This is a genomic window from Bacillus sp. PPSBB_11, from assembly GCF_038023285.1.
GTDB classification, from domain to species: domain Bacteria; phylum Bacillota; class Bacilli; order Bacillales; family Bacillaceae; genus Bacillus; species Bacillus altitudinis.
In genome coordinates, this window is the sequence record NZ_CP150633.1 from 1886473 (window position 1) to 1909016 (window position 22544).

The 22544-nt window shown below is 42.9% G+C and carries 21 protein-coding genes; 10 read left to right on the forward strand and 11 right to left on the reverse strand.

Translation table 11 applies throughout. From position 1 onward, the window contains the following. Positions 1-2 precede the first annotated feature (2 nt). Positions 3-134 carry a hypothetical protein gene (locus V7L95_RS09230; RefSeq protein ID WP_255391292.1) on the reverse strand — a complete coding sequence of 44 codons (132 nt, stop codon included), beginning with the start codon at positions 132-134 and terminating at the stop codon, positions 3-5. Between the two features lie 146 nt (positions 135-280). Here V7L95_RS09230 and V7L95_RS09235 point away from each other — a divergent pair, with 146 nt between their 5' ends. Both V7L95_RS09235 and V7L95_RS09240 read left to right on the forward strand, forming a co-directional pair. Next, the gene (locus tag V7L95_RS09235) at positions 281-976 is read left to right on the forward strand and encodes a response regulator transcription factor (protein ID WP_017358523.1); all 696 of its coding nucleotides are present in this window, start codon (positions 281-283) and stop codon (positions 974-976) included. Then, positions 966-2393 (forward strand): HAMP domain-containing sensor histidine kinase, encoded by a 1428-nt coding sequence (locus tag V7L95_RS09240; protein WP_076822664.1) that lies wholly within the window; start codon positions 966-968, stop codon positions 2391-2393. Before V7L95_RS09235 ends, V7L95_RS09240 begins: the two co-directional genes overlap by 11 nt. Before the next feature lie 187 nt (positions 2394-2580). On the opposite strand, the gene V7L95_RS09245 is transcribed toward V7L95_RS09240, so the two are convergent. The 5 genes from V7L95_RS09245 to V7L95_RS09265 form a co-directional block, all read right to left on the reverse strand. Next, positions 2581-3426, reverse strand: coding sequence for a GAF domain-containing protein (locus V7L95_RS09245; RefSeq protein WP_007498153.1), 846 nt, complete (start codon positions 3424-3426; stop codon positions 2581-2583). Between the two features lie 152 nt (positions 3427-3578). Continuing rightward, positions 3579-4955, reverse strand: coding sequence for an aspartate kinase (locus tag V7L95_RS09250; RefSeq protein WP_076822666.1), 1377 nt, complete (start codon positions 4953-4955; stop codon positions 3579-3581). Positions 4956-5129: 174 nt separating this feature from the next. Beyond that, positions 5130-6563 carry an MDR family MFS transporter gene (locus V7L95_RS09255; RefSeq protein WP_047946163.1) on the reverse strand — a complete coding sequence of 478 codons (1434 nt, stop codon included), beginning with the start codon at positions 6561-6563 and terminating at the stop codon, positions 5130-5132. A gap of 16 nt (positions 6564-6579) precedes the next feature. Next, positions 6580-7446 (reverse strand): TetR/AcrR family transcriptional regulator, encoded by an 867-nt coding sequence (locus V7L95_RS09260; protein ID WP_235633552.1) that lies wholly within the window; start codon positions 7444-7446, stop codon positions 6580-6582. A 138-nt stretch (positions 7447-7584) separates the two neighbouring features. Beyond that, positions 7585-7959 (reverse strand): hypothetical protein, encoded by a 375-nt coding sequence (locus V7L95_RS09265; RefSeq protein WP_019743157.1) that lies wholly within the window; start codon positions 7957-7959, stop codon positions 7585-7587. 123 nt (positions 7960-8082) lie between these two features. Between V7L95_RS09265 and V7L95_RS09270 the strand changes: the two genes are divergently transcribed. Beyond that, positions 8083-8394 carry a metalloregulator ArsR/SmtB family transcription factor gene (locus V7L95_RS09270; RefSeq protein ID WP_007498144.1) on the forward strand — a complete coding sequence of 104 codons (312 nt, stop codon included), beginning with the start codon at positions 8083-8085 and terminating at the stop codon, positions 8392-8394. 80 nt (positions 8395-8474) lie between these two features. On the opposite strand, the gene V7L95_RS09275 is transcribed toward V7L95_RS09270, so the two are convergent. Continuing rightward, entirely contained in the window at positions 8475-9026 is a 552-nt protein-coding gene (locus V7L95_RS09275; protein WP_265786102.1) for a DUF4865 family protein, read from the reverse strand. 99 nt (positions 9027-9125) lie between these two features. On the opposite strand from V7L95_RS09275, the gene V7L95_RS09280 reads away from it, so the two are divergent. Continuing rightward, a complete protein-coding gene (locus V7L95_RS09280) occupies positions 9126-9857 on the forward strand; it encodes a LysR family transcriptional regulator (protein ID WP_050826951.1) in 732 nt (243 codons plus the stop codon). Positions 9858-9923: 66 nt separating this feature from the next. Here the strand turns inward: V7L95_RS09280 and V7L95_RS09285 are convergent, their stop codons facing one another. Beyond that, the gene (locus V7L95_RS09285; protein WP_050826952.1) at positions 9924-11348 is read right to left on the reverse strand and encodes a PLP-dependent aminotransferase family protein; all 1425 of its coding nucleotides are present in this window, start codon (positions 11346-11348) and stop codon (positions 9924-9926) included. Between the two features lie 108 nt (positions 11349-11456). Here V7L95_RS09285 and gabT point away from each other — a divergent pair, with 108 nt between their 5' ends. The 3 genes from gabT to V7L95_RS09300 are packed head-to-tail and all read left to right on the forward strand — an operon-like array spanning position 11457 to position 15552. Beyond that, a complete protein-coding gene (gene gabT / locus V7L95_RS09290; protein ID WP_024720201.1) occupies positions 11457-12773 on the forward strand; it encodes a 4-aminobutyrate--2-oxoglutarate transaminase in 1317 nt (438 codons plus the stop codon). Positions 12774-12794: 21 nt separating this feature from the next. Beyond that, the gene (locus tag V7L95_RS09295; protein WP_007498135.1) at positions 12795-14183 is read left to right on the forward strand and encodes an APC family permease; all 1389 of its coding nucleotides are present in this window, start codon (positions 12795-12797) and stop codon (positions 14181-14183) included. Then, a complete protein-coding gene (locus tag V7L95_RS09300; protein WP_008347226.1) occupies positions 14158-15552 on the forward strand; it encodes an NAD-dependent succinate-semialdehyde dehydrogenase in 1395 nt (464 codons plus the stop codon). The genes V7L95_RS09295 and V7L95_RS09300 overlap by 26 nt, the downstream gene beginning before the upstream one ends. 248 nt (positions 15553-15800) lie before the next feature. Here V7L95_RS09300 and V7L95_RS09305 read toward each other — a convergent pair whose 3' ends face one another. The 3 genes from V7L95_RS09305 to V7L95_RS09315 all read right to left on the reverse strand — a co-directional run bounded on the left by V7L95_RS09305 (position 15801) and on the right by V7L95_RS09315 (position 18793). Further along, on the reverse strand, positions 15801-16397 hold the full coding sequence (locus V7L95_RS09305; protein WP_340965943.1) for an NAD(P)H-dependent oxidoreductase: 597 nt from the start codon (positions 16395-16397) through the stop codon (positions 15801-15803). Positions 16398-16527: 130 nt separating this feature from the next. Next, positions 16528-17142: a DUF1775 domain-containing protein gene (locus tag V7L95_RS09310; protein WP_057078500.1), complete on the reverse strand. Its 615-nt coding sequence runs from the start codon at positions 17140-17142 to the stop codon at positions 16528-16530. 16 nt (positions 17143-17158) lie between these two features. Next, positions 17159-18793, reverse strand: coding sequence for a copper resistance protein CopC (locus V7L95_RS09315; protein WP_340965948.1), 1635 nt, complete (start codon positions 18791-18793; stop codon positions 17159-17161). Positions 18794-19298: 505 nt separating this feature from the next. On the opposite strand from V7L95_RS09315, the gene V7L95_RS09320 reads away from it, so the two are divergent. The 3 genes from V7L95_RS09320 (at position 19299) to V7L95_RS09330 (ending at position 22394) form a co-directional block, all read left to right on the forward strand. Beyond that, a complete protein-coding gene (locus V7L95_RS09320) occupies positions 19299-20741 on the forward strand; it encodes a PTS mannitol transporter subunit IICB (RefSeq protein WP_025206755.1) in 1443 nt (480 codons plus the stop codon). A gap of 95 nt (positions 20742-20836) precedes the next feature. Then, positions 20837-21271: a PTS sugar transporter subunit IIA gene (locus tag V7L95_RS09325; RefSeq protein ID WP_019743148.1), complete on the forward strand. Its 435-nt coding sequence runs from the start codon at positions 20837-20839 to the stop codon at positions 21269-21271. Position 21272: 1 nt separating this feature from the next. Beyond that, positions 21273-22394, forward strand: coding sequence for a mannitol-1-phosphate 5-dehydrogenase (locus V7L95_RS09330; protein ID WP_138825075.1), 1122 nt, complete (start codon positions 21273-21275; stop codon positions 22392-22394). Positions 22395-22544: the final 150 nt, after the last annotated feature.

Below are 22544 nucleotides of genomic sequence, written 5' to 3' on the forward strand. Positions count from 1 at the left end.
TTTCATTCTTTTACTACAGGGGAGACTTCTTCATCTGAAAGAACGTAAATGACACTGTCCTCATCTAGACTATCCTCTGCAATTCCTTCATTTTTCCATTCTACTATATTAAAAAGAACAATGTGATTCTCCAAAATTTCAGCTCCATCAAAAAGTATGAATAAAAGATGACCAAAGCATGATAAGTTCATGAAATCGTATCAATCCAATTGAGATTTGAGAAGGAACATGTAAAATAAAGCTACATAAAGAAAAACAAAGGCAACAGCGGAGGCTGATGATGAAAATATTAATGATTGAAGATAACCAGAGTGTTTGTACAATGACGGATATGTTTTTTCAACGAGAAGGATTTCAAGCGGAATTCGTCCATGATGGATTAGAAGGATTGAATCGATTTAAGCAAGAAGAGGATTGGGATCTGCTCATCTTAGATGTCATGCTTCCTTCAATGGATGGTCTGACCATTTGTCAAAAAGTACGCCAGATCAGTGATGTTCCGATTATTATGCTGACAGCAAAGGAAACGGAATCTGATCAGGTGCTGGGCTTCGATCTTGGGGCTGATGATTATGTGACAAAACCCTTTAGTCCGCTCACCTTAATGGCAAGAATCAAAGCAGTGAAACGACGTTTTGCTCAAACAACATCTACTCAAGAAGGAGCGAAAGAGGGTGAACGGCTAGAGACCGAACATTTTCAGTTAGATAAAAAAACGAGAGAAGTGTTTCTAGAGGGGAAACGGATCGAAAATTTAACACCAAAGGAATACGATTTGCTGTGCTTTTTTATACAGCATCCTCGGCAAGTATTTTCACGAGAACAATTGCTTGAGCAAATTTGGGGATACCAATTTTATGGTGATGAACGAACGGTTGATGTTCATATTAAACGATTGCGCCAAAAAATCGGAGACGGACCTAAGCCCTTTCTGTATACGGTATGGGGCGTAGGGTATAAGTTCGATGAAGATTAAATATTTTTACCAGTTGCTGATTAGTCACCTTGGGTTATTGCTCATTGCCATCATTATTATCAGCACCTTGATGTCTCATTTTGTGAAAGATATTGCTTATCAAAATAGGGTAGACGAAATGAGTTCGTATGGGAATGAAATTTTGGAGAATTTTAAACAATTGTCGAAAGCCGAGATGAACTTCCGTTTGCGTCCATTTGAAGACATTCTCTCGACGAGACAAATCCGTTTTTTCGTCTTTGATGAAAAAGGGACTGTGCTATCTCAGCAGCAAGAGATGCCGCCGCATGAAGCGTTACTCACAAAAGATTTGTGGGCCAAGCTCGCAAAAGGAGAAGAAATTATTGTCAAGCGAAGTGATTCACGCCGGCTTGATCAAGAAGCATCACTTGTGGCACTTCCTGTCATGGAAGACGGAAAGCTGAAGGGCGGGGTGGTGCTCATAGCTCCTATTCAAGGAGCAGAAGAGCTGATTGCTCAAATGAACCGGTATTTATATATCATCGTGTTTGTGGCATTGACGATTACCTTTATTCTCAGTCTGTTTCTGTCGAAGTTCCATGTGAATCGTATCAAAAAACTGAGAGAGGCAACTGAGAAAATTGCGCATGGTGACTACAACATTCATCTTGAAAACAAACACCTTGATGAAATTGGTACACTAGGTGAGGATTTTAATATGATGGCCAATCGTCTTCAACGGTCAAGAGAGGAAATTGACCGGCTTGAAAAACGGAGACGCCAATTCATTGCGGATGTGTCTCACGAATTGAAAACACCGCTGACGACCATTCGAGGGTTGGTCGAATGGCTGAATACTGCGGATGTGCCGGCAGAAGAGAAAGAGAAATGCTATGCGCTCATCACTGATGAAACAAAACGAATGCTTCGTCTCGTCAATGAAAATATGGATTATGAGAAAATCAGGTCGAATCAAATCACCCTTCAAAAATTTCACTATCCACTCATTGATACGTTTGAAGTGATTAAGGAGCAGCTGAGCCGAATGGCTGAAGAGAAAAACAATCAGCTCATGGTAGAGGTTCACCCTGAACAAAAGGTATACGCAGATTATGACCGGCTCATTCAAATTCTCGTCAACATCACAAAGAACGCCATTCAATTTACAGAAGGCGGCCGTATTTCTTTGAGAGGGAAAGAAGAGAATGGGGAAACGATCATTGAAGTAGAAGACACGGGAATCGGCATTGCACCTGAAGAAGTCAAACACATTTGGGAACGTTTTTATAAAGCGGATATTTCGAGAACGAATACACCATATGGAGAATACGGACTTGGCTTGTCTATTGTCAAGCAGCTTGTGGACTTGCATGAAGGACATATCGATTTAAAAAGCGAAAAACATAAGGGAACAACATTTATCATTCGTTTACCGCTACCACAAGAAAAGGGCTAAACTCCGTTTAGCCTCAGCGTGTAGACAAACCCTCGCATTCGGTGTCAGTCCTGCGTGCCGGTGCTCACGAATGTGAAATTCGCTCCGCGCCGGTACTCGTCTTTCCTAGGGCTGCAAAGGTTTTCTATCACGCTGAAAAGAAGAAAAAGGGCTAAACTCGGTTTAGCCCTTTTTGGTGTATCATCACTTATTCTGTTTTGGAAAACGTTAGGCCGATATGAGCAAGTGCCTGCGGTAAATCCTTACGAATGGTGATGTCTTTAAATGAAATATTCGATTGAATCGCATTTAGCGCAAGGTCTTGCTTTATTCCTGTTAAAACAGCTGAAATGCCTAAAAGTCTTAACGTTTGCGCATAGCTGACCAAGTATTGAATGCTTTGTTCATTGAGTCGTTTTGTCCCTGAAACATCAATGACCAAATGAGAGAGCGACAGCCTGTAGCTTTCCTGTAAAATGGTTTCTAAAATATGCTGCGCACGTGTCTCTTCGATATCACCAAGAAGAGGGAGCACGGCGACACCGTCAACAACAGGTACGATCGGTACAGATAATTGCTGAATCTGCCGATTGGCCTGGTCGAGTTCTAAGACGTAACTCAACAAAGATGCCATCGTTTCAAACATATGAACATGCTCTTCTGTAAATTGCTGCGGCCTTAGATCAAGTCCACAAATGGTTCCATAGTTCGTACCATCAGTAAAATCGATGGGAACCCCAATAAATGATCCGCCTTGCAGCTGTTTCGTGACGTCTAAGTTTTTTGAACGCTCGTCCAAGCGGATATCAGGGATCAACAGCGTATCGCGATGATCGACCGCCAGCTTGCAAAATGTCTTCTCGTAAGGATTTTCTTCCCCTTCTTCAAGAAGCTGCTCGTCGTGATTTAGCACCTTCACAATCTGATTGGTGTTTTGATCATTTTTAGCAATAAACAGTGTATTCACATGAATGAATTGACTCATCATGTTTAAAATACTTGTAGAAGCATCATGAAAATTGCGAAACTGTTTTAATAGTTGTTGACGAGGCATGGATTAGGACTCCTTGTAGCTCCGATCAATGGCCGGAACAATAGTTGATTTGTCTCTATCATACAAAATCAAACGAGAAATAGATATACTTTAATGCGCAAATCGTGCGAGATCAAAAAGACTGCCGATCCGGAGATCTGACAGTCTGCTGATTAAATGGAGACAGGCACCGTGGACATAGAGAAAAATTCCTCATATAAGGCTTGAACGGCTTCTTTTTCTTGAGCCGCTTTGACGCCAAACATCATGCTCACCTCTGAAGAGCCTTGGTTGATCATTTCAATATTCACTTTGGCTTTTGACAGCGCTTTTGCCGCTCTTGCTGTTGTACCAACATTATGACGCATCGCTTCTCCTACGACCATAATAAGCGAGAGGTTCCGCTCTAAAACCACTTCATCTGCATCAAGTACAAGCTTTAATCGGTCTAAAAGCTCTTGTTCAATCTGCTGCTCCTCCAGCTGATCCTGCCTTAAAATAATGGTCATATCATCAATGCCAGAAGGCACGTGTTCATACGTAAGTCCATATTCCTCTAACGTTTGCAGCACCTTACGTCCAAAGCCCACTTCTCGGTTCATCAAATACTTACTGATATAAATACTGCAAAATCCATTGTCTGATGCGATTCCCACAACAGGGCCATTCGTATGATCCCGTTGATTCACAATTTTCGTGCCTTTGGCCGCTGGATTATTGGTGTTCTTAATCTGAACAGGAATGCCTGCCCGAAAGGCTGGAATAAGTGCCTCATCATGAAATACAGAAAAACCCGCATAGGACAATTCACGCATTTCACGATATGTCAGCTCTGTGATTTCCTTTGGTTCATGAACGATCGTTGGATTGACGGCGTACACTGCATCCACATCCGTAAAGTTTTCATACACATCTGCCTTCAGTCCATTTGCCAAAATGGAACCGGTAATGTCTGATCCACTGCGGGAAAAAGTGACGATATCACCCGCTAGACTAAAACCGAAAAACCCAGGGAACACAATGATGCCAGAGCGTTCTCTTAATTTGTACAAATGATCATACGATTCTGGAAGGACTTGCGCTTGACCAGGCTCGTCGCTGACAAATAGACCGGCTTCTTTTGGATTCACATAGTACGCTTCGACGCCTTGATGCTGAAAGTAGGCTGCAATCAGCTTTGCGTTATTATCTTCACCGCTTGCTTTAATCGCATCAAGATAACGCTCAGGATGAGAAGAATCAGCCTGTAATAACGTGTTTACATCTTGCCGGATGGTGTCAATAATGTCATGACCTAACCCCAGCTCATCCGCAATCGAGGCATATCGCTCGATGACAGCTTCTTGTAAATCGTGTGCTTCACCTAAACGTAAATATTGTTCACCGCAGCTAATTAATAGATCGGTGACCTTCGTATCCGTTGAATGCCGTTTTCCTGGTGCGGAAACAACGACTGCTTTTCGAGCTGGATCTGCTGTGACAATGTCAAATACCTTTTGCAGTTGCTTGCCAGAAGCAAGAGAACTGCCACCAAATTTAACGACCTTCAATGCATACATCTCCTATAGTAAAAATTTTCTCACAAATTGAATAGTTTCTATTATCAACTCTTTTCTTCAAATTATCAAGGTTTTTCTTCTCTATATGAACAAATGTGTTTTTAGGGAGGACGTTATGTGTGAATAGATGAAAAAAGAGCTGGCTATATGCCGAGCTCTTTGTCTTTATGAAGAAGAGGACGAAGAAGATAGCTCCTGCTTCATCACTTTGTTTTCACGTTTTTCTTTTAAGAAGAATGAGAGGACAAGTCCAATCACCGCAATAGCACCAGACACGATAAATGACGTATTCATGCCATGAACGGCTGACTTCATTGGATCGGATAATGCTGCATTGGCAGCAGAGCTGCTCATAATGGAGACAAGCACAGCCGTCCCGATAGAGCCGCCCATTTGTCTCATCGTATTATTCATTGCTGTCCCGTGCGGAATCAAATGCGGTGGTAACGAGTTAATACCGGCTGTTGTCAGCGGCATCATGATCATTCCAACCCCGATTAAGCGAAGTGTGTAGGCCACTGTAATGAGGGTAATCGATGAATCAAGGCTGAGCATCATAAATGGCAGGGAAGTGACAGCTAATATCGTAAATCCGCCTAGAGCCAGCCCTTTACCGCCTACTTTGTCAAAAATTCGTCCGATAATCGGCGATAGGAATCCCATAAAGAGAGCCCCTGGCAATAAGATCAGCCCTGTATCAAGGGCTGATAACCCTCTGACATTCTGCGTATAGAGCGGCAGAATCGTCTCTGTTCCAATCAGTAAAGCAAAGACGAGCATACCGAGGAAGGTCGTTAAGCTAAAGATCGCAAACTTAAAGACGCCAAACTCAAGCATCGGTCTTTTCAAATTCGACTGACGCAGGATAAAGAAGAACAAGCTCACAGCGCCGACAATGAGTGAAATCAGAACGGTCGCACTCGTCCAGCCATACGTTCCGACACTTGAAAATCCGTACAGCAGTCCACCAAATCCGAAGGAAGACAGGATCACCGATAAGACATCGATACGAGTGTCTCTTTGCTGTGTGACATTTTTCATTAAGAAGAAAGCAAGAATGAGATCAATAATACCGATTGGAAGAACAATATAGAATAAGAACTTCCAGCTAAAGGAATCGACAATCCAGCCGCCAAGTGTTGGTCCAAGCGCCGGTGCGAATGAAATCACTAGTCCGACCATACCCATGGCTTGCCCGCGTTTTTCTTTTGGGAAAATGGTTAAGAAGATCGTTTGCATGAGCGGCATCAAAATCCCTGCGCCAGCTGCCTGCACGATACGTGCTGCAAGTAACACTGGGAAATTCGTGGCGAACGAAGCAAGAATGGTACCTGCTGTAAAAATGCTAAGAGCCGTTAAGACTAAGGAACGGCTTGAAAATTTCTCAATTAAAAAGGCCGTAATTGGGATGAGAATCCCGTTTGTCAGCATAAAGGCTGTGGTCAGCCATTGACCTTTACTGACATCAATATTGAACTCTTCCATGATATGCGGGATCGCTGGAATGAGAAGCGTTTGGTTTAAGATCGCAACGAACGCCCCAACGAGGAAAATCCCAACAATCACAGACCGGTTATACGATGTTGTTGATTGGTTCATATTATCCCTTCTTTATCTATAAAATAATGCTTTTCAGCTGTGACACGTTTTGAGATAAAACGCTGTGTTTGCCTAAATAATCAAGCAATGAGCTAATTAAAAAGGTTCTCGGTTGGTCCTTTGACAGTTCTTGACTCAGCAGTTCAAACGCAGAGAGGAGATCGTCCTTTTCTTCTCCGTTTGCTAGTGTGTGAAGCTCTTGTTTCATCTTTGTTAAGTACGAGATGACAAGCTTTTCTTCATCATATTCTTCCTGTGTGGAAAGCAAATAAGAGTCCATCATCTGATCTGTTAGCACAGGCTCAATGGAGCAAGGCTTTATTGATACACGGTCCATCACACCGATGATCATTTCGGCGGCATTTTCTAATTGGATGTTCTTGTGCTCAATCGCCAACATCAAGATGAATTCTCTCATTAATCCGTTGAGGACAATCACAAGATCCCACACATAAGGCGCAACAGATTCACCATATGTGCTTAAAATGATGTCTCTGTGCCGCTGCATGATAATGGAGCGTGTCTCACGTAAATGCTTAATGACGATGGGCGAATGCTGTGAAAAAGCTTCAAAGGACAGCATATTCAAAAATTTATGATTCTCTTTAAACTCTTCAAGCTCAAGCTTAATCTTTTTTGTGAATTTTTCCTTTTTGGACAGCGTCGTTTCGGAATGAATGATCTGAGAAATCTCTCTCATTTTGCGCTGATTGTATTTAATCAGTTCCAATAGAAGAGCTTCCTTTGAATCAAACAGTTTATAAATAGACGCTTTTGATATTTTACAGGCATCAGCAATTGACTGCATAGAGACACTCATATAGCCTTTTTGAGAAAATAATTTCTTCGATACCCGCAAAATCTCTTCTTGCTTTTCGTTCATCTTCATAAGTCCTTTCCGAATCGGCAAAACCATATGGTCACAATGGAAACCGAGTGGTCACTTTTGCTATGATAACAAAACCAATGACACATGACAAGAAAATGAACTTAAAAAAATACCTGCCCCAATGACAGGTATTTATCCTTCCGCATGTGCGGCATATATGTGGATTTGTCCGTTACGTTCGATGATCAAAAGGTCTTTCCGCTCCTTGACAGAGTAAATAGGTGTTCCTTTTTTCAACCGAGAAGCTGTTCCATGTTCAAAATGTTTGGCAGCTGTTTTCTGAATGACACCTACTTGCTGGTGTTTTGTTACATTTAATGATTTTGTCCAATCTATGTTTGTTTCATAGATCGTTTCTTCCCATTGAAATAAATCTGCCTGTGGATCGAGAGTTAATAACTCTTCTGCACTAGGTGGTTTTGACTCAAATTGCTGAACAGATTGGCAGGCGCATAAGCTCGTTGCCAATAAGAGCATGAATAAGCAAGTCCATATTGTCCGTGTCAAATAAGGTTCTTCCCTTCAAAATAGTGTCTATGAGTCATAGTCGTTTCCATAGGTTGTCGCGTTACAATGTCATAGGCGAGTAACGAGATTGTATGTTAGAACAAAATACGATACATTTATCGTATGAATAATCCAAATCATCCAACCCAAGAAAACATGAGACTCATTTCTGTGCTGCAAGCATTGGCTGACCCTGTTCGGCTGGAGATTGTCCGCTGCTTAGCAGAAGCGGGTGAGAGAACATGCGGTACGTATCATATGAACATTGCCAAGTCCACGCTGTCGCATCACTTTAAAGTACTAAGAGAGGCAGGCATCGTGAAAGTGAGAATTGACGGGAAGCACCGTTACTACTCTCTCAGAAAGGACGACATTGATACCGCTTTTCCAGGCCTCTTGTCATCCGTTTTAGCTGTAGACAAGGAGCGGTGGTAAGAGAATCTTGCATCAACAAATGACAAATCCCCAAGGCATTGTAACCTTGGGGATTTGTGATGCGTCTCGTGTAACATGAATTAGGCCATTGAATGATCCATAGACAGATGGACAATGTCATAAATGTGAATCTGCTGCTCTATATTCTCTGGTAATGAGTCCAGAAAAGAATATTTGACGAATTTCCATTTATTGGGGTTATATGCGATGACTTCACCCTTATTGTTGTTAAAATGAGAAAAGAGATGGGCGATATCTAGGTTTTCCAGGCAATCAGTAGGATGAATCGTCACATACTCTTCAAGAACGAATGTGCTACGATGAAAATCATCTGTTAAATGAACGGAATATGTGATGCCAATATTAATTTGTTTCCAGCCAAAAGAACGTAAAATATGATCAAATGACCCCTTAAACACAAAATCCGTCATCCCCTCAGATTGTTTCCAAATATACAATGGGCAATAGCCATTGTGTAAACTTCTATGTTTGTCTTTTTCAGTGATCAAATAAGCTTTAAATAATAAATCCTGATATCCATCTGTTTTCCATCCATTGTTTCGTACTCTTTTTCTAATGATATTCATATCATAATCCGCAGGCAGATCCACATGATATTGCATGGCATGCATTGAAACACTCCCTTTCAATAGCCATCATAATCGACTTCAAACCAGTTGAATAATACATATTTGTGTTATTGTTATCACAAAAAGTGATAGGTGAACATGATGAATATAAATGATTTGATTATTTTTATAGAGGTGTATCAAAAAGAATCGATTAATCAAGCGGCTAAAGCTTTAGGGTATGCGCAATCCAATATTTCTCAAAGAATCAAAGCGCTTGAAACTTTATATGATGCAACATTTTTTATCCGGCATCATCATGGAATCAGTTCAACAGGACAGGGGGATTTATTTTATCAATACGCTCAAAAAATCGTAAAAGAAACGAAGGACATTCAACAAAAATTGACTTCAAAGAAAAAGACCGTTTTATGCTCTGAACTTCTATTTAACGTTTTATATGAGCAGCATGTTTTAGAGGATATTCAAGCCACTGATTTTATCATTGCTTCATCAAGTACGATCAACAAAAAGTTAACAGAGGATGTGTATGATCAAATTATTTCTTTTAATCAAATGGAAAAAGCGGAATATCAATTAAAAGAGGTAAAGAGCTTGGCATTGAACGTATATGGAAAATCCAAAGAGATATACGATGATGATGTTTCATTGGTCGTGAATCGTGATCAGCTTTGCCCATTAAGACATGAGGCCAGACGTATGCTGGGTGATCGAACCCTATTTGAGTTAGATTCGTTTGAAGGAATGATCAAAATCGTTGAACAGGGAGATGGTATTGCGTTACTGCCAACCAACTTGAAAAGCCTTCAAACACTCGTGAAATTGCTAGAAAAAAATATTCACATCAACTATTACGTTTATGAAAGAATGTGATCGTAACACTCCTCTGTCGGTTTAGTCCCGTCAAAGGAGCGCCACGATTCATCTACATGAGCTGTTTCATTTCCCATAAATCGAGTCATACAGGCGTCTCACCGCTGGCTTAATATCCTCTGGCCGCATATGAGAGAAACCGAGGACGAGTGGGACAAAGCCTTCTTTGTGACCAGGCACATGCTCATCAAGGGTAAAACGGTCCATCCCGTACATTTTCAGCTTTCGGTCTTTGGCACGTTGTAAAATCTCATGCTGCGTCCGATCTGAGCGGAATTCTGCGATAAAATGCAGCCCTGCATTTTCCCCGATAATTCGTACGTTGTCACGAAAGACAGTGTCAAGCTCCCCAATGAGCTGTTTTCGTTTTTCCTCATATAGCCCATTCATTCTTTTAATATGCCGCTGATAGGCGCCATCTTTTATAAAATAAAGAAGGGTGTATTGTGTAAAAAGATTGGCCGTTTGAATAAAAAAGTGCTGTTCTTCTTTATAGCGTCTTAATAAATGCTGCGGCAGCACCATGTAGCTGATCCTCAAGCCGGGCAGCAAAGATTTCGAAAAGGTCCCCATATAAATGACTTTGTCATAGCGATCAAGGCTTTGTAGCGCCGGTATGCTGTCTGTGCCGTACTTAAATTCACTGTCATAATCGTCCTCAATGATATAGCGGTCTGGCTGATCAGCTGCCCAGTTTAATAGCTGTATCCGCCTAGAAATCGGCATGATCACCCCTGTTGGGAACTGATGAGAAGGCGTAATGATCAACACATTTGGCTCTTTCTTCTGGATATCGCTCATCCGCACCCCTTTTTGATCAATGCCAATCGTTTCAATCCGGTGATGATTGTTTTTCAGCATTTGATACAGTCTGCGGTAGCCGGGGTTTTCTAATCCATATATTTGATCAGCTGGAAGGATGCTAGATAACGAATGAATGAGCGACTGTGTACCTGCACTTAAAATGAGCTGTTCAGGGTAGCATTTGACCCCTCGTGCAAGTCCAATCAGCCGGGCAATCGTTTCCCGCAGCTCATAGACGCCTTGTGGGTGCGGCAGCTCACCAAAGGCGTCTTGGTGGAGATGAATCGCTTTTTGCTCACTTTTCAGCCAGCTTTTAAAAGGAAAATTGGCTGTATCAACAGAAATATGTGAAAAGGAATACCAGTCATCTCGCTCAATCGGATTTTCCTTTAAATCTGCTGGAAGGGAAGAGGGTTTCAGTTGACCTGATTCATGAAATGTTTCCAGTGATTCCACAAAAAAGCCTTTCCGTTCAACTGAATATAAATATCCCTCGGCAAGCAGCTGCTGATAGGCGCCATTCACTGAATTGACGCTGACGTTTAAAGTATCTGCTAACTCTCGTTTAGATGGTAATTGATCGTGTGGTTGCAGGTTACGGTTTAAAATTTCCTCTTTAATTTTTGTATAAATTTGATGATAAATAAATCCGTTTTCCCCTGTTTGATCTAGTTGAATTGTCAGCATCTCGTCATTCCATCCTCTCTGGTACCATGAAAAAAATGATATTGGTACTTTCTATCATACCAAAAAATATTCAGAATAATAAAAAAGACATAAAGGGGATGGATGACAATGAGTCAAACGACAACAAACCGTTTTTCAACAGAGGAATGGCAGGGGAAAAGAGATCAATACGTCGCAAGAGGCGTAAGTAATGGCAACCGTCATCTTGCAGCGAAAGGGAAGGGAGCCGAGCTTTTCGATATCGACGGCAATCGTTTTATCGATTTTGCAGGGGCCATCGGTACATTAAATGTAGGACACTCTCATCCAAAGGTTGTGGAAGCAGTCAAAGCGCAGGCAGACAGCCTGATTCACCCAGGATTTAATGTCATGATGTACGAATCCTATATCGAATTAGCAGAAAAGCTATGCCACCTTACACCAGGCGACCATGACAAAAAAGCCATTTTCTTAAATTCAGGTGCAGAAGCGGTTGAGAACGCAGTGAAAATTGCCCGTAAATATACGAAAAGACAAGCGGTTGTCTCATTTACAAGAGGGTTCCACGGAAGAACGAATATGACGATGAGCATGACAAGCAAGGTCAAGCCTTATAAATTTGGATTCGGCCCATTTGCATCAGAGGTCTATCAAGCGCCGTATCCTTATTACTATCAAAAACCTGAAGGATTAAGCGATGCAGCCTACGACGAATACATCATTGATCAGTTCAATCAATTCTTTGTCGCAACCGTTGCACCAGAAACGGTCGCTTGTGTGGTGATGGAGCCAGTCCAAGGGGAGGGCGGATTCATTGTACCATCGAAGCGTTTTGTCCAGCACGTCGCTTCATTCTGTCAGCAGCATGGAATCGTATTCGTGGCAGATGAAATCCAAACAGGATTTGCAAGAACAGGGAAATATTTTGCGATTGAGCACTACGATGTGGTGCCAGACTTAATTACTGTGTCAAAATCACTTGCAGCTGGCCTGCCGCTGAGCGGTGTCGTTGGCAGAAAAGAATTACTGGATGCAGCGGACCCAGGGGAGCTAGGAGGGACGTATGCTGGCAGTCCATTAGGCTGTGTGGCAGCTTTGGCTGTACTAGATATTATTGAAACAGAACAACTGAATGAACGATCTGAACACATTGGACAAGTCATTGAGGACAAAGCGAATGAGTGGAGAAGTAAGTATTCATTCATCGGGGAAGTCCGGCGATTAGGGGCAATGGCGGCCATTGAAATTGTGGAAGATCAAAAAACGCGTACACCAGATAAGAAGACAGCCGCAGCGATTGCAGCCTATGCAAACAAGCACGGACTACTCTTATTAACGGCAGGGATCAATGGGAATATTATTCGCTTTTTAACACCACTTGTCATCACAGATGAGCTGCTGCAAGAAGGACTAGGGATTATCGAAGACGCCTTCACAGCACGCTAAACAACAAAGGGGGATGGTTGTATGCAAAAACAACAAATGGCTAAAACCATGTCGCAGTCAGACGTACTGTTTTTATCCATTGGTGCAATGCTTGGCTGGGGCTGGGTTGTACTTTCGGGAGATTGGATTTTAACAGCTGGATTTTTAGGAAGTGTGATTGCCTTTGTCATAGGGGGCATTCTCGTCATCTTTATTGGACTAACGTATGCAGAGCTTTCCTCTGCGATTCCAGAAACAGGCGGAGGACTCGTCTTTGTCCAGCGGGCATTTGGGATCAAATCAGCGTTTGTCTCCGCATGGGGCGTATTGTTCGGTTATGTGTCCGTGATTACGTTTGAAGCGGTCGCACTTCCGACAGTCATTGACTATGTCATTCCAACACAGCATGTTGGTTTCCTATGGAATATAGGAGGATGGGATGTTTACTTTACATGGGTATTGATTGGATCTGGTGGTGCGTTGTTTTTAACAGCTCTGAACTACATTGGCGCAAAGCCTGCTGCTATTTTTCAATCGGTGTTCACAGTGGCCATTATCCTGACAGGTTTTCTTCTATTAGGCGGAGCTACATTTAATGGAGATTTTGCAAACCTTGAGCCAATGTTTCAAGGCGGGGTTGGCGGTCTGATGGCTGTGTTAGTGATGATTCCCTTTTTATTCGTTGGGTTTGATGTCATCCCGCAGGTAGCGGCGGAGATTAACGCACCGAAGAAGATCATCGGGAGAATTTTGATTATCTCCATTGTGAGTGCGGTTGTATTTTATCTACTCATTGTCTTTGGAGTAGCGGCAGGATTGTCAAAAGGTCAGCTTGAGGCTTCATCACTGGCAACAGCTGATGCCATGGTACAGCTTCTTGGTCATCAGGCGTTTGGGACTGTGCTTGTCATTGGTGGTGTAGCAGGCATTGTGACGAGCTGGAATGCATTTATCATTGGTGCAAGCCGTATCCTATACGCAATGGCGGAAAGAGGCATGATTTCCAAATGGTTTGCGTATATTCATCCGAAGTATAAAACACCGACAAATGCCATTTTGTTCTTAGGTGCATTGGCCTTTTTTGCACCATTACTTGGCCGACCTGCCCTCGTGTGGATTGTTAATGCAGGCGGTGTGGGCATCATCGTTGGGTATTTGATTGTGTCCATTGCCTTTATGAAACTTCGCAAGACAGAACCTGAGCTTGAGCGTCCATACCGCATTAAATATTGGCGGACGACCGGCGTTTTTGCCATTGGACTCAGTCTCCTTTTTCTTTCATTTTATTTTCCTGGGATGCCGGCTTCCTTATCATGGCCAGCTGAATGGATATTGCTTTTAGGTTGGGCACTCATTGGGTATATACTATATGTAATGAATCCAAGAACGAAGGAGAAGGTAGAGCATGACAAACGAACTCAAAGTGTATAATCCCGCAACCGGAGAAGAAATTGCCTCAGTTGCTCAGCATACAAAAGAACAAATTGAAGATGCGATCACTCGCTCACACAAAGCATTCAAAACATGGGCAAAAACGTCAGCCCATGAACGTGCAAATATCATTCGCAAGTGGTTTGATCTCATGATCGAGCATAAAGAAAGGCTTGCAAAAATCATCACAGAAGAAAACGGGAAGCCGTATCAAGAAGCATTAGGGGAAATCGTCTATGCCGCTGGATATATTGAGTGGTACGCAGAGGAAGCAAAGCGGATTTACGGCAGAACGATCCCGTCTCATACGACAAACAAACGCCTATTTGTCACAAAGCAGCCTGTCGGTCCTGTTGCCGCCATTACACCGTGGAATTTCCCTGCGGCGATGATTACAAGGAAGGCGGCACCAGCGCTTGCGGCGGGCTGTACGTTTATCGTGAAACCCGCTGAAGACACGCCGCTTACGGCCATTGAGCTTGTCAAATTAGGCCATGAAGCCGGAATTCCAGAGGATGCCTTGCAATGGGTGGTTGGAGATGGAAAGGAAGTGGGGGAAATCTTCACAGATAGTCCATTGATCCGCAAGATCACGTTTACTGGCTCAACACCAGTTGGAAAACATCTCATCAAAAACAGTGCGAGCACGGTTAAACACGTTTCTATGGAACTTGGCGGTCATGCCCCGCTGATCGTAGATAAGGACGCCAACCTTGAGCTGGCTGTCAAACAAGCAGTGGCATCTAAATTCCGTAATGCAGGTCAGACGTGTGTTTGTGCCAATCGCTTAATCGTCCATGAAGAAATTCATGAAGCATTTGCGCAAAGCTTTAGCAAAGAAGTGGAAAAGCTGAAAGTAGGAAATGGGTTTGAGGAAGGAACGTCCATCGGACCGATTATTAATAAGCGAGGCTTTAATAAAATTGTCGACCAAATTCAAGATGCTGTGGATAAAGGGGCGAAAGTTCTTGTCGGCGGTGATACACATTTTGACGATGAGAAGTCGTATTATTTTGTTCAGCCGACGGTGCTAACTCATGTCGATCCTTCCATGAACATTATGCATGAAGAGACGTTTGGTCCAGTTGCACCAATTACGACATTTAGCACATTAGATGAAGCCATTGAATTAGCAAATGATACACCTTTTGGACTTGCGGCTTATTTCTTTACAGAGAATTACCGCAATGGTCTCTATATATCTGAGAATCTAGATTACGGGATTATTGGCTGGAATGACGGGGGACCATCCGCTGTGCAGGCACCTTTCGGCGGTATGAAAGAGAGCGGTATTGGCCGTGAAGGCGGCATCGAAGGCATCGAGCCTTATTTAGAAACAAAATATGTGTCAATTGGTTTAGACGAATAACATGTGAAAAAGACTGTCCGAGAAGTCTCGGCAGTCTCAGCGTGTAGACAAACCCTCGCATTCTTTGTCAGTCCTGCGTGCTGGTGCTCACGAATGCCAAATTCGCTCCGCGCCAGTACTCGTCCTTCCTAGACTGCAAAGGTTTTCTATTACGCTGAAAAGGAAGACAAAGGGCTAAAATCAAGTTCATTTTAGCCCTTTATCAACAATCTGTGACTGTCCGAGAAGACTCGGCAGTCTTTTTTATGTTAAACAGCCGGTGGGAAAAGTTGATCCACCGTTTCTTTTGTTTCTTTGAGTATCTCGTGGATGTCGTCTGTAGATGCTTGTTCCATGCTGCTGAACAAGAGCCGTTCGACTGGCTGAACGCCGATCAGATCGAAGGCGGCTGTATCTGTCGTCATGTGATGGCTGGGGGTGATGATCATATTTGAATCAAGAAAGGTCCTCGGTGCATCATGCGTATTAATAATGACCCCTTTTTTGTCTCTAAGCAGATTTTTCACCACTCCGTTTTCATTGATCTCATACGCAAACCCCTCTGAAAAAACGCGCTCTACATAACCCTTTAGCATCGCCGGCAAGCCTGTCCACCATATTGGAAAGATAAACGTGAGGACATCGGCTTGTTGAATCAGCTTCTGCTCTCTTTGAACCGGTACCGGCACATGCCCATTTTTCATGGCAACCTTTTCTGCTGTTGTCAGCTCTGGCTGAAAGCCAATGCTATACACATCACGAACTGTCACATCATGACCATTGTTCAAAAGAGTGCTTACAACAAGATCTAATAGGGTTTGATTTAAGCTTTGCTGGGGATGAGCAAATATGATTAGATGGTTCATCTCATAGCCTCCTAGGTGGTCATGTGTCTCATTATGGCACGCACGAGTATCCTATTCAATCCTATATTGGAAATGATAGGTTGGGAAAATAAAAAGCGACCGCTTGAAAAAACGATCGCTCATGTAAGGTTTATTTCTTTCTAAAAGAAAGTCCAAGTGCAATCAATGCCACAACTAAGGCTGCAATGGACAGACCAAGAAGAAGTGGTGAAGAAGAAGCAGAGGCTGTTTCAGATGCCTTTTCTTCTTTTGGTTTTTCTTGACCATGTGAATCCGTTACGGTATTAGACGCAACAATATTTGTGATCGAATGAGGCTTATCAGCGTCCTTGTCGCCAGTCCATTCAACTACTGTTCCATCCTTGTAATATTGATACGCATCCCATGCCGCTTCGCCGGCTTTTTCAGGGTTTTTTGCGACAAACACGAATTGCTGGAACTGCCCAGCAAGGACACCATCGCCAGTTGCTTCCCAAGTGACTCTTGTGACTTTTCCGTTTTTCTCTTCAGTTGTTGTTTTCCAGCCAGGCACTGGCTCGTATTGCTGGAATTCTACGCCTTTAGGCATCGTGATGACAACCTTTGTTGTCGGACTGTCGCTTTCAGAAGGTACTTTTAACGTATAGGTTTCCCAAGCATTCGTTGCAGATGTATCAGGTTTGACTGTCACGTGTGCACTCACAGGAATCGCCAGTAAAAATGAAGCGAGAAGCATTGGTAATAAAGCTTTAACGTATTTTTTCATATGATATGAACTCCTTTTAGTTTCTTCTAATGAATGTCGTATCGATGTTGTCAAAAGAACCAGTTAATGCATGAATCTCAATTTTCCAAGTGCCTTTTTCATTTAGTAAGAGGTTTTCAGCCGAGAAGTGTCCATTCTTTAATCGTTTCAGCTGAAACTCGTTAGGCGTTTCATCACCGAACAAGGAGACTTTGTGGATCTTAGCTGTCACAGATTGAATGTCTGTGATCGTTTGTCCATCCTTCTTCGTAAATGCCACCTCGAACGTGTTTTTACCAGGAGCATTCGGGGTAATGCTCAAAGACACAAGGTCACGATGCTCCACCTGATTGGCTGCAAAGAATGGCTCTGGTGCAGGCGGCGGAGGACTTGGGATATTGGTGAATACGGCTGTTAATAGTAAAATAGCGATCCCAATGATCCACTCTGCTCGTAAAGATACGTTTCGTTTCTGCTTCTTTTCCCATCTCAGCATCAAATAATGGACGAGCCCAAGAAGACCCATGATGATAAATAAACCAAGTTTGATTAAGAAGGTGCGTCCATAAGCTGATTGGAAAAGGGCATCAAATGATTGCAGGATAAAAATCGCATTCACAAACCCAGAAAACACAATCAGTCCAACTGAGAGCAGTGCCCACGGATGAAAAGCTGTCAGGGTGCTGCGTATGAGCGGCTGATCTTCATTCGGCAGTTTCTTCATCAAAAGAAGGACAATGGCTGTTAAGCCGCCGACCCAAATAGATGCAGAAACGAGATGAATGAAATCGAGTGACGTTGTCAGTATTTTATTATCTGTAGCGGCTGGATGACCGATTTGTGCTTTCAGCCAAAGAAGCACGATGAAAATGAGCAGTGGAAACAGCCATACCCGGAAGGAAGTGAAGTTTCCTTTTTTCATCGCCACAATTGTCCAGATCGTCAGTAGAACAAATGACGCCATTAGCATCATCCACAGACTCCCGCCCGAAGTCGACGCAATGGTTTCTTGTAAAAGCGATGGTTGAAATGCCCCTAAAAAGGACACGTCTGCTGCTGATTTTGTTTGAATCGGTAGCTGGAACAAGAGTGCTCCGCCCATCATGATCAGTGAAACAGTCAAAAGTCGCTTCATTCGCCGGGCTAAAACGTCGGTTATGGCCGCTTTAAACCATAGAAGCCCAAATAAAATGATTCCAAGAAATAAGCTAAATGACGTATACAGAAAGGCTTTGTCAATGGTTGAAGCCATATCGATGGATTCACTTGATTGTCCTTGATCTAATTGATCAAATCCTCCATCCGCTTTTCCGATACTAAACGGAATCATGCCAGACACAGAGTGCCCATCGGCTGATACCGCATTCCACTGAATGGTGTAAATGCCTTTAGGTAAATTCTTTTTTAAAGCTGCTTCCATGATCTTTTGCTCTTTGATGACCGTATCTCCTTGATCCACACGATCCCCTTTTGCATTAAACACCTTAATGGCATGAAATCCACTTTCGATCCCTTCACTAAAGGTGATCGAGACTGCAGGAGGCTGCTGATCCAGCTCTTCATTTGCTACTGGATTTGAGCTCACCACATATGCATGAGCAAATGCCTCTTTTGGAATGAAAAAGGAGAACATGAAGATGAGGAGCAGAAGCCACTTCCGATATTTCAACAATGTGAATAACCGCCTTTCTACCTATGAAAATGTCTCATGTATCAGAAAGAAAGCGGCAGTAAACTGTGAGTCACAGAAAAACCGCTCTTTCTATTGTACCGCCCACTCTAAAAGGTAAACGAAACAAATAGCAAGATGGTTCACTTTTTCTGTGTCATGTCTTGTCTGCGCAGACGTTTCTTGAATGTTTGATCAATATAAGCCTATTCGATTTAAGTAGAGGAAACAAGAAGTGACCATTTGAAAGTTGTGAAATTCCAATGAATTTTGCGCCAAAACAACAGTAAATTCAACTTTTACCCCGCTATCATCTATGGTATGCCGAGAAGTGTCACATCATTTTTCAATTTTGTCACACACTAAGTGACAAAGTGACATTTAGTTTCAATTGAAGGGAAAGTGAAAGCGTTTTACGATAGGTATAAGGGCTTCACTGACTCTTGTTCTTATATCTTTTGACCTATAAAGCCCGAAATAAAGGGAGAGAAGAAAGGGGTTTTCACAGATGCAGGAAAAAAGCGGATTCCGCGTGAAAGTACAGCGCTTTGGAAGCTATTTAAGCGGCATGATTATGCCGAATATTGGTGCATTTATTGCATGGGGACTCATTACAGCTTTGTTCATTCCAAGTGGTTATCTTCCGAATGAGCAATTAGCTACACTCGTTGGACCGATGATTAACTACTTACTGCCGCTCTTAATTGGTTACACAGGCGGTAAACTCGTCTATGACCATCGAGGCGGAGTGCTCGGTGCTACGGCTACGATTGGGGTTATTGTTGGCTCAGACATTCCAATGTTTTTAGGTGCCATGATCATGGGGCCACTGGGCGGTTATCTTATTAAGAAAATCGACCAGCTGTTCAAAGACCGAATCAAATCTGGCTTTGAAATGCTTGTGAATAACTTTACGGCAGGTATCCTCGGTGCCATTCTTGTTGCCATTGCATTCTATGCTATCGGCCCAGTGGTACTAGGTCTGAATAAAGCCCTTGCGGCAGGTGTAGATATCATTGTCAATGCTCATTTACTACCGCTGGCAAGTATCTTCATTGAACCGGCAAAAGTATTATTCTTAAACAACGCGATTAACCAAGGTATTTTAGGGCCGTTAGGGGTCGAGCAAGCAGCGAAGACAGGGCAGTCTGTTCTGTTCTTGCTTGAAACAAACCCAGGGCCAGGCTTAGGTGTTCTTCTTGCGTATATGTTCTTTGGAAGAGGAAATGCGAAACAGTCTGCACCAGGTGCCATTGTCATTCAGTTCTTAGGAGGAATCCATGAAATTTACTTCCCGTACATCTTAATGAAACCAAAACTTATTTTGGCTGTCATTGCAGGGGGAGCAAGTGGTGTCCTGACGTTCACATTATTAAATGCAGGATTAAAAGCTGTGCCGTCACCAGGAAGTATTATTGCGCTTATGCTGATGTCTCCAAAAGGCGGTCACCTTGCCGTTTTAGCAGGTGTTGTCGTAGCAGCTATCGTATCGTTCCTTGTCGCATCGGTCATTTTGAAAGCATCTAAAGAAGTTGACGAAGATTTAACAGCAGCAACAGAAAAGATGCAGGACATGAAAGGCAAGAAAAGTGCAGCAGCCGCTGCTCTTACAGCACAAAATGAAAATGCTGAAGCTAATGAGCAAGCAGCATCTCCAAGTGACGTCAATCCAGATGACGTGAACAAAATCATCTTTGCCTGCGATGCAGGGATGGGTTCAAGTGCAATGGGTGCGTCCATTCTGAAAAACAAAGTGAAAAAGGCAGAGCTTGATATCGATGTGACAAACACATCGATCAGCAACATCCCAGACGATGCGGATGTGGTCTTTACTCATAAAGATTTAACAGACAGAGCAAAGGCAAAGCTGCCAGGCGCTGTGCATATCTCAGTGGATAATTTCTTAAACAGCCCGAAATATGATGAGCTGATTGAGAAATTGAAAAAATAACATGACGAAACGGGTTGAGTCCAATTTTTCCTAATTGAACTCCCCGTTTTGGTTGTTTTCCTGATTTTTATTCTAAAAAAGGTGTGTGATCATGTATGAAACAAGTACTTTCTAAAGACAATATTTTTCTAAACGAACAGGCAGGTTCTAAAGAAGAAGCCATCAAAAAAGCAGGCGAAGTCCTCGTAGCAAACGGCTACGTCACAAGTGATTATGTCGACAAAATGTTTGAAAGAGAAGAGATTTCTTCTACATTTATGGGGAACGGCATTGCAATCCCTCATGGAACAGAGGATGCGAAAGCGGCTGTCCTTCATTCAGGGATTTCGATTATCCAAATTCCAGATGGTGTTGAATATGGTGAAGGAAATGTGGCGAAAGTCGTCTTTGGGATCGCTGGGAAAAACAACGAGCATCTTGATATTCTGTCTCAAATTGCGATTGTCTGTTCAGAAGAAGAAAATGTAGAACGGATCATTCATGCAAAGGATCAGGATGAACTGATCGCCATCTTTAACGAGGTGAACTAACATGAAGGCACTTCATTTTGGAGCAGGGAATATCGGCAGAGGGTTTATCGGATCTTTGTTAAAGACATCGGGCTTTGAGCTTGTCTTTACCGATGTGAATGAAGCGGTCATCCATGAGCTGAATGAAAGAGGAGAATACACGGTTGAACTCGCAGCACCAGGGCAGAAGCAAGAAATCGTCGGGCCCGTATCAGCGATCAATTCTTCACAAAATCCAGCAGCATTAACAGAGGCGATTGCCACAGCCAATTTGATTACAACAGCTGTTGGACCAGCCGTATTGAAGATCATTGCCTCATCGATTGCTGAAGGATTAAAACGAAAAAAGCCAGACCATATCATCAACATCGTGGCATGTGAAAATATGATTGGGGGAAGTGCTCATTTAAAAGAAGCGGTGTTCTCTCATTTAACAGCAGATGAGCAAGCAGTGATATCACAAACCGTTGGCTTTCCAAACGCTGCGGTTGACCGCATTGTTCCGATTCAGCACCATGAGGACATTCTCAAAGTGTCGGTTGAACCATTTTTCGAGTGGGTCATTGATGAGACGGGCTTTATTGGAGATGTTCCGCAAATTGACGGAGCGATCTTTGTCCAAGATTTGACGCCGTATATTGAACGGAAGCTCTTCACCGTCAATACAGGACATGCACTAGCGGCTTATGTCGGGTATCAGCAAGGCGTAAAAACCATTAAAGAAGCTGTTGATACACCAGACATTCGTCAAGTTGTCGAAGGTGCCCTTCATGAAACGGGCAGTTATTTAATTGACGCGTATGGCTTCCGAAAAGAAGAACATGATGCGTATATTCAAAAAATCATCAAGCGATTTGAAAATGCTTTTATCTCCGATGAAGTGACTCGAGTCGCACGCTCTCCTCTTAGAAAGCTGGGAGCAGATGACCGTTTAATCGGTCCAGCGAAAAAGATCAAGCAGCCAGTGTACTTAATCAAAGGGATTGCTGCTGCTTTGGCTTACGACTTTGCAGAAGACGAAGAAGCGGTCCGCTTGCAGGCATTAAGGAAAGAAAAAGGCATTGAAGGTGTGCTTCAAGAGGTATGTGGACTCAAACCTGAAGACGATCTCTATCAAGCCATCCTCAAAGAAACCGAGCGATAATCAAAAAATCCCTTTCTAACGTGAAAGGGATTTTCAGCGTATAGACAAACCCCCGCATTCGGTGTCAGTCCTGTGTGTCGGTGCTCACGAATCTCTCATTCGCTCCGCTCCGATACTCGTCCTTCCTAGACTGCAAAGGTTTTCTATCAC

What these genes read in the sequence shown, in the direction of transcription:
- V7L95_RS09285 (WP_050826952.1), bottom strand. Translation starts at nt 11,348, where the DNA reads ATGCTGACAATTCAACTAGATCAAACAGGGGAAAACGGATTTATTTAT.
- V7L95_RS09275 (WP_265786102.1), bottom strand. Translation starts at nt 9,026, where the DNA reads ATGCATGCCATGCAATATCATGTGGATCTGCCTGCGGATTATGATATG.
- V7L95_RS09320 (WP_025206755.1), top strand. Translation starts at nt 19,299, where the DNA reads ATGCAGGAAAAAAGCGGATTCCGCGTGAAAGTACAGCGCTTTGGAAGC.
- V7L95_RS09325 (WP_019743148.1), top strand. Translation starts at nt 20,837, where the DNA reads ATGAAACAAGTACTTTCTAAAGACAATATTTTTCTAAACGAACAGGCA.
- V7L95_RS09310 (WP_057078500.1), bottom strand. Translation starts at nt 17,142, where the DNA reads ATGAAAAAATACGTTAAAGCTTTATTACCAATGCTTCTCGCTTCATTT.
- V7L95_RS09305 (WP_340965943.1), bottom strand. Translation starts at nt 16,397, where the DNA reads ATGAACCATCTAATCATATTTGCTCATCCCCAGCAAAGCTTAAATCAA.
- V7L95_RS09330 (WP_138825075.1), top strand. Translation starts at nt 21,273, where the DNA reads ATGAAGGCACTTCATTTTGGAGCAGGGAATATCGGCAGAGGGTTTATC.
- V7L95_RS09255 (WP_047946163.1), bottom strand. Translation starts at nt 6,563, where the DNA reads ATGAACCAATCAACAACATCGTATAACCGGTCTGTGATTGTTGGGATT.
- V7L95_RS09295 (WP_007498135.1), top strand. Translation starts at nt 12,795, where the DNA reads ATGCAAAAACAACAAATGGCTAAAACCATGTCGCAGTCAGACGTACTG.
- V7L95_RS09270 (WP_007498144.1), top strand. Translation starts at nt 8,083, where the DNA reads ATGAATAATCCAAATCATCCAACCCAAGAAAACATGAGACTCATTTCT.
- V7L95_RS09280 (WP_050826951.1), top strand. Translation starts at nt 9,126, where the DNA reads ATGAATATAAATGATTTGATTATTTTTATAGAGGTGTATCAAAAAGAA.
- V7L95_RS09240 (WP_076822664.1), top strand. Translation starts at nt 966, where the DNA reads ATGAAGATTAAATATTTTTACCAGTTGCTGATTAGTCACCTTGGGTTA.
- V7L95_RS09235 (WP_017358523.1), top strand. Translation starts at nt 281, where the DNA reads ATGAAAATATTAATGATTGAAGATAACCAGAGTGTTTGTACAATGACG.
- V7L95_RS09300 (WP_008347226.1), top strand. Translation starts at nt 14,158, where the DNA reads ATGACAAACGAACTCAAAGTGTATAATCCCGCAACCGGAGAAGAAATT.
- gabT (WP_024720201.1), top strand. Translation starts at nt 11,457, where the DNA reads ATGAGTCAAACGACAACAAACCGTTTTTCAACAGAGGAATGGCAGGGG.
- V7L95_RS09260 (WP_235633552.1), bottom strand. Translation starts at nt 7,446, where the DNA reads ATGAACGAAAAGCAAGAAGAGATTTTGCGGGTATCGAAGAAATTATTT.
- V7L95_RS09245 (WP_007498153.1), bottom strand. Translation starts at nt 3,426, where the DNA reads ATGCCTCGTCAACAACTATTAAAACAGTTTCGCAATTTTCATGATGCT.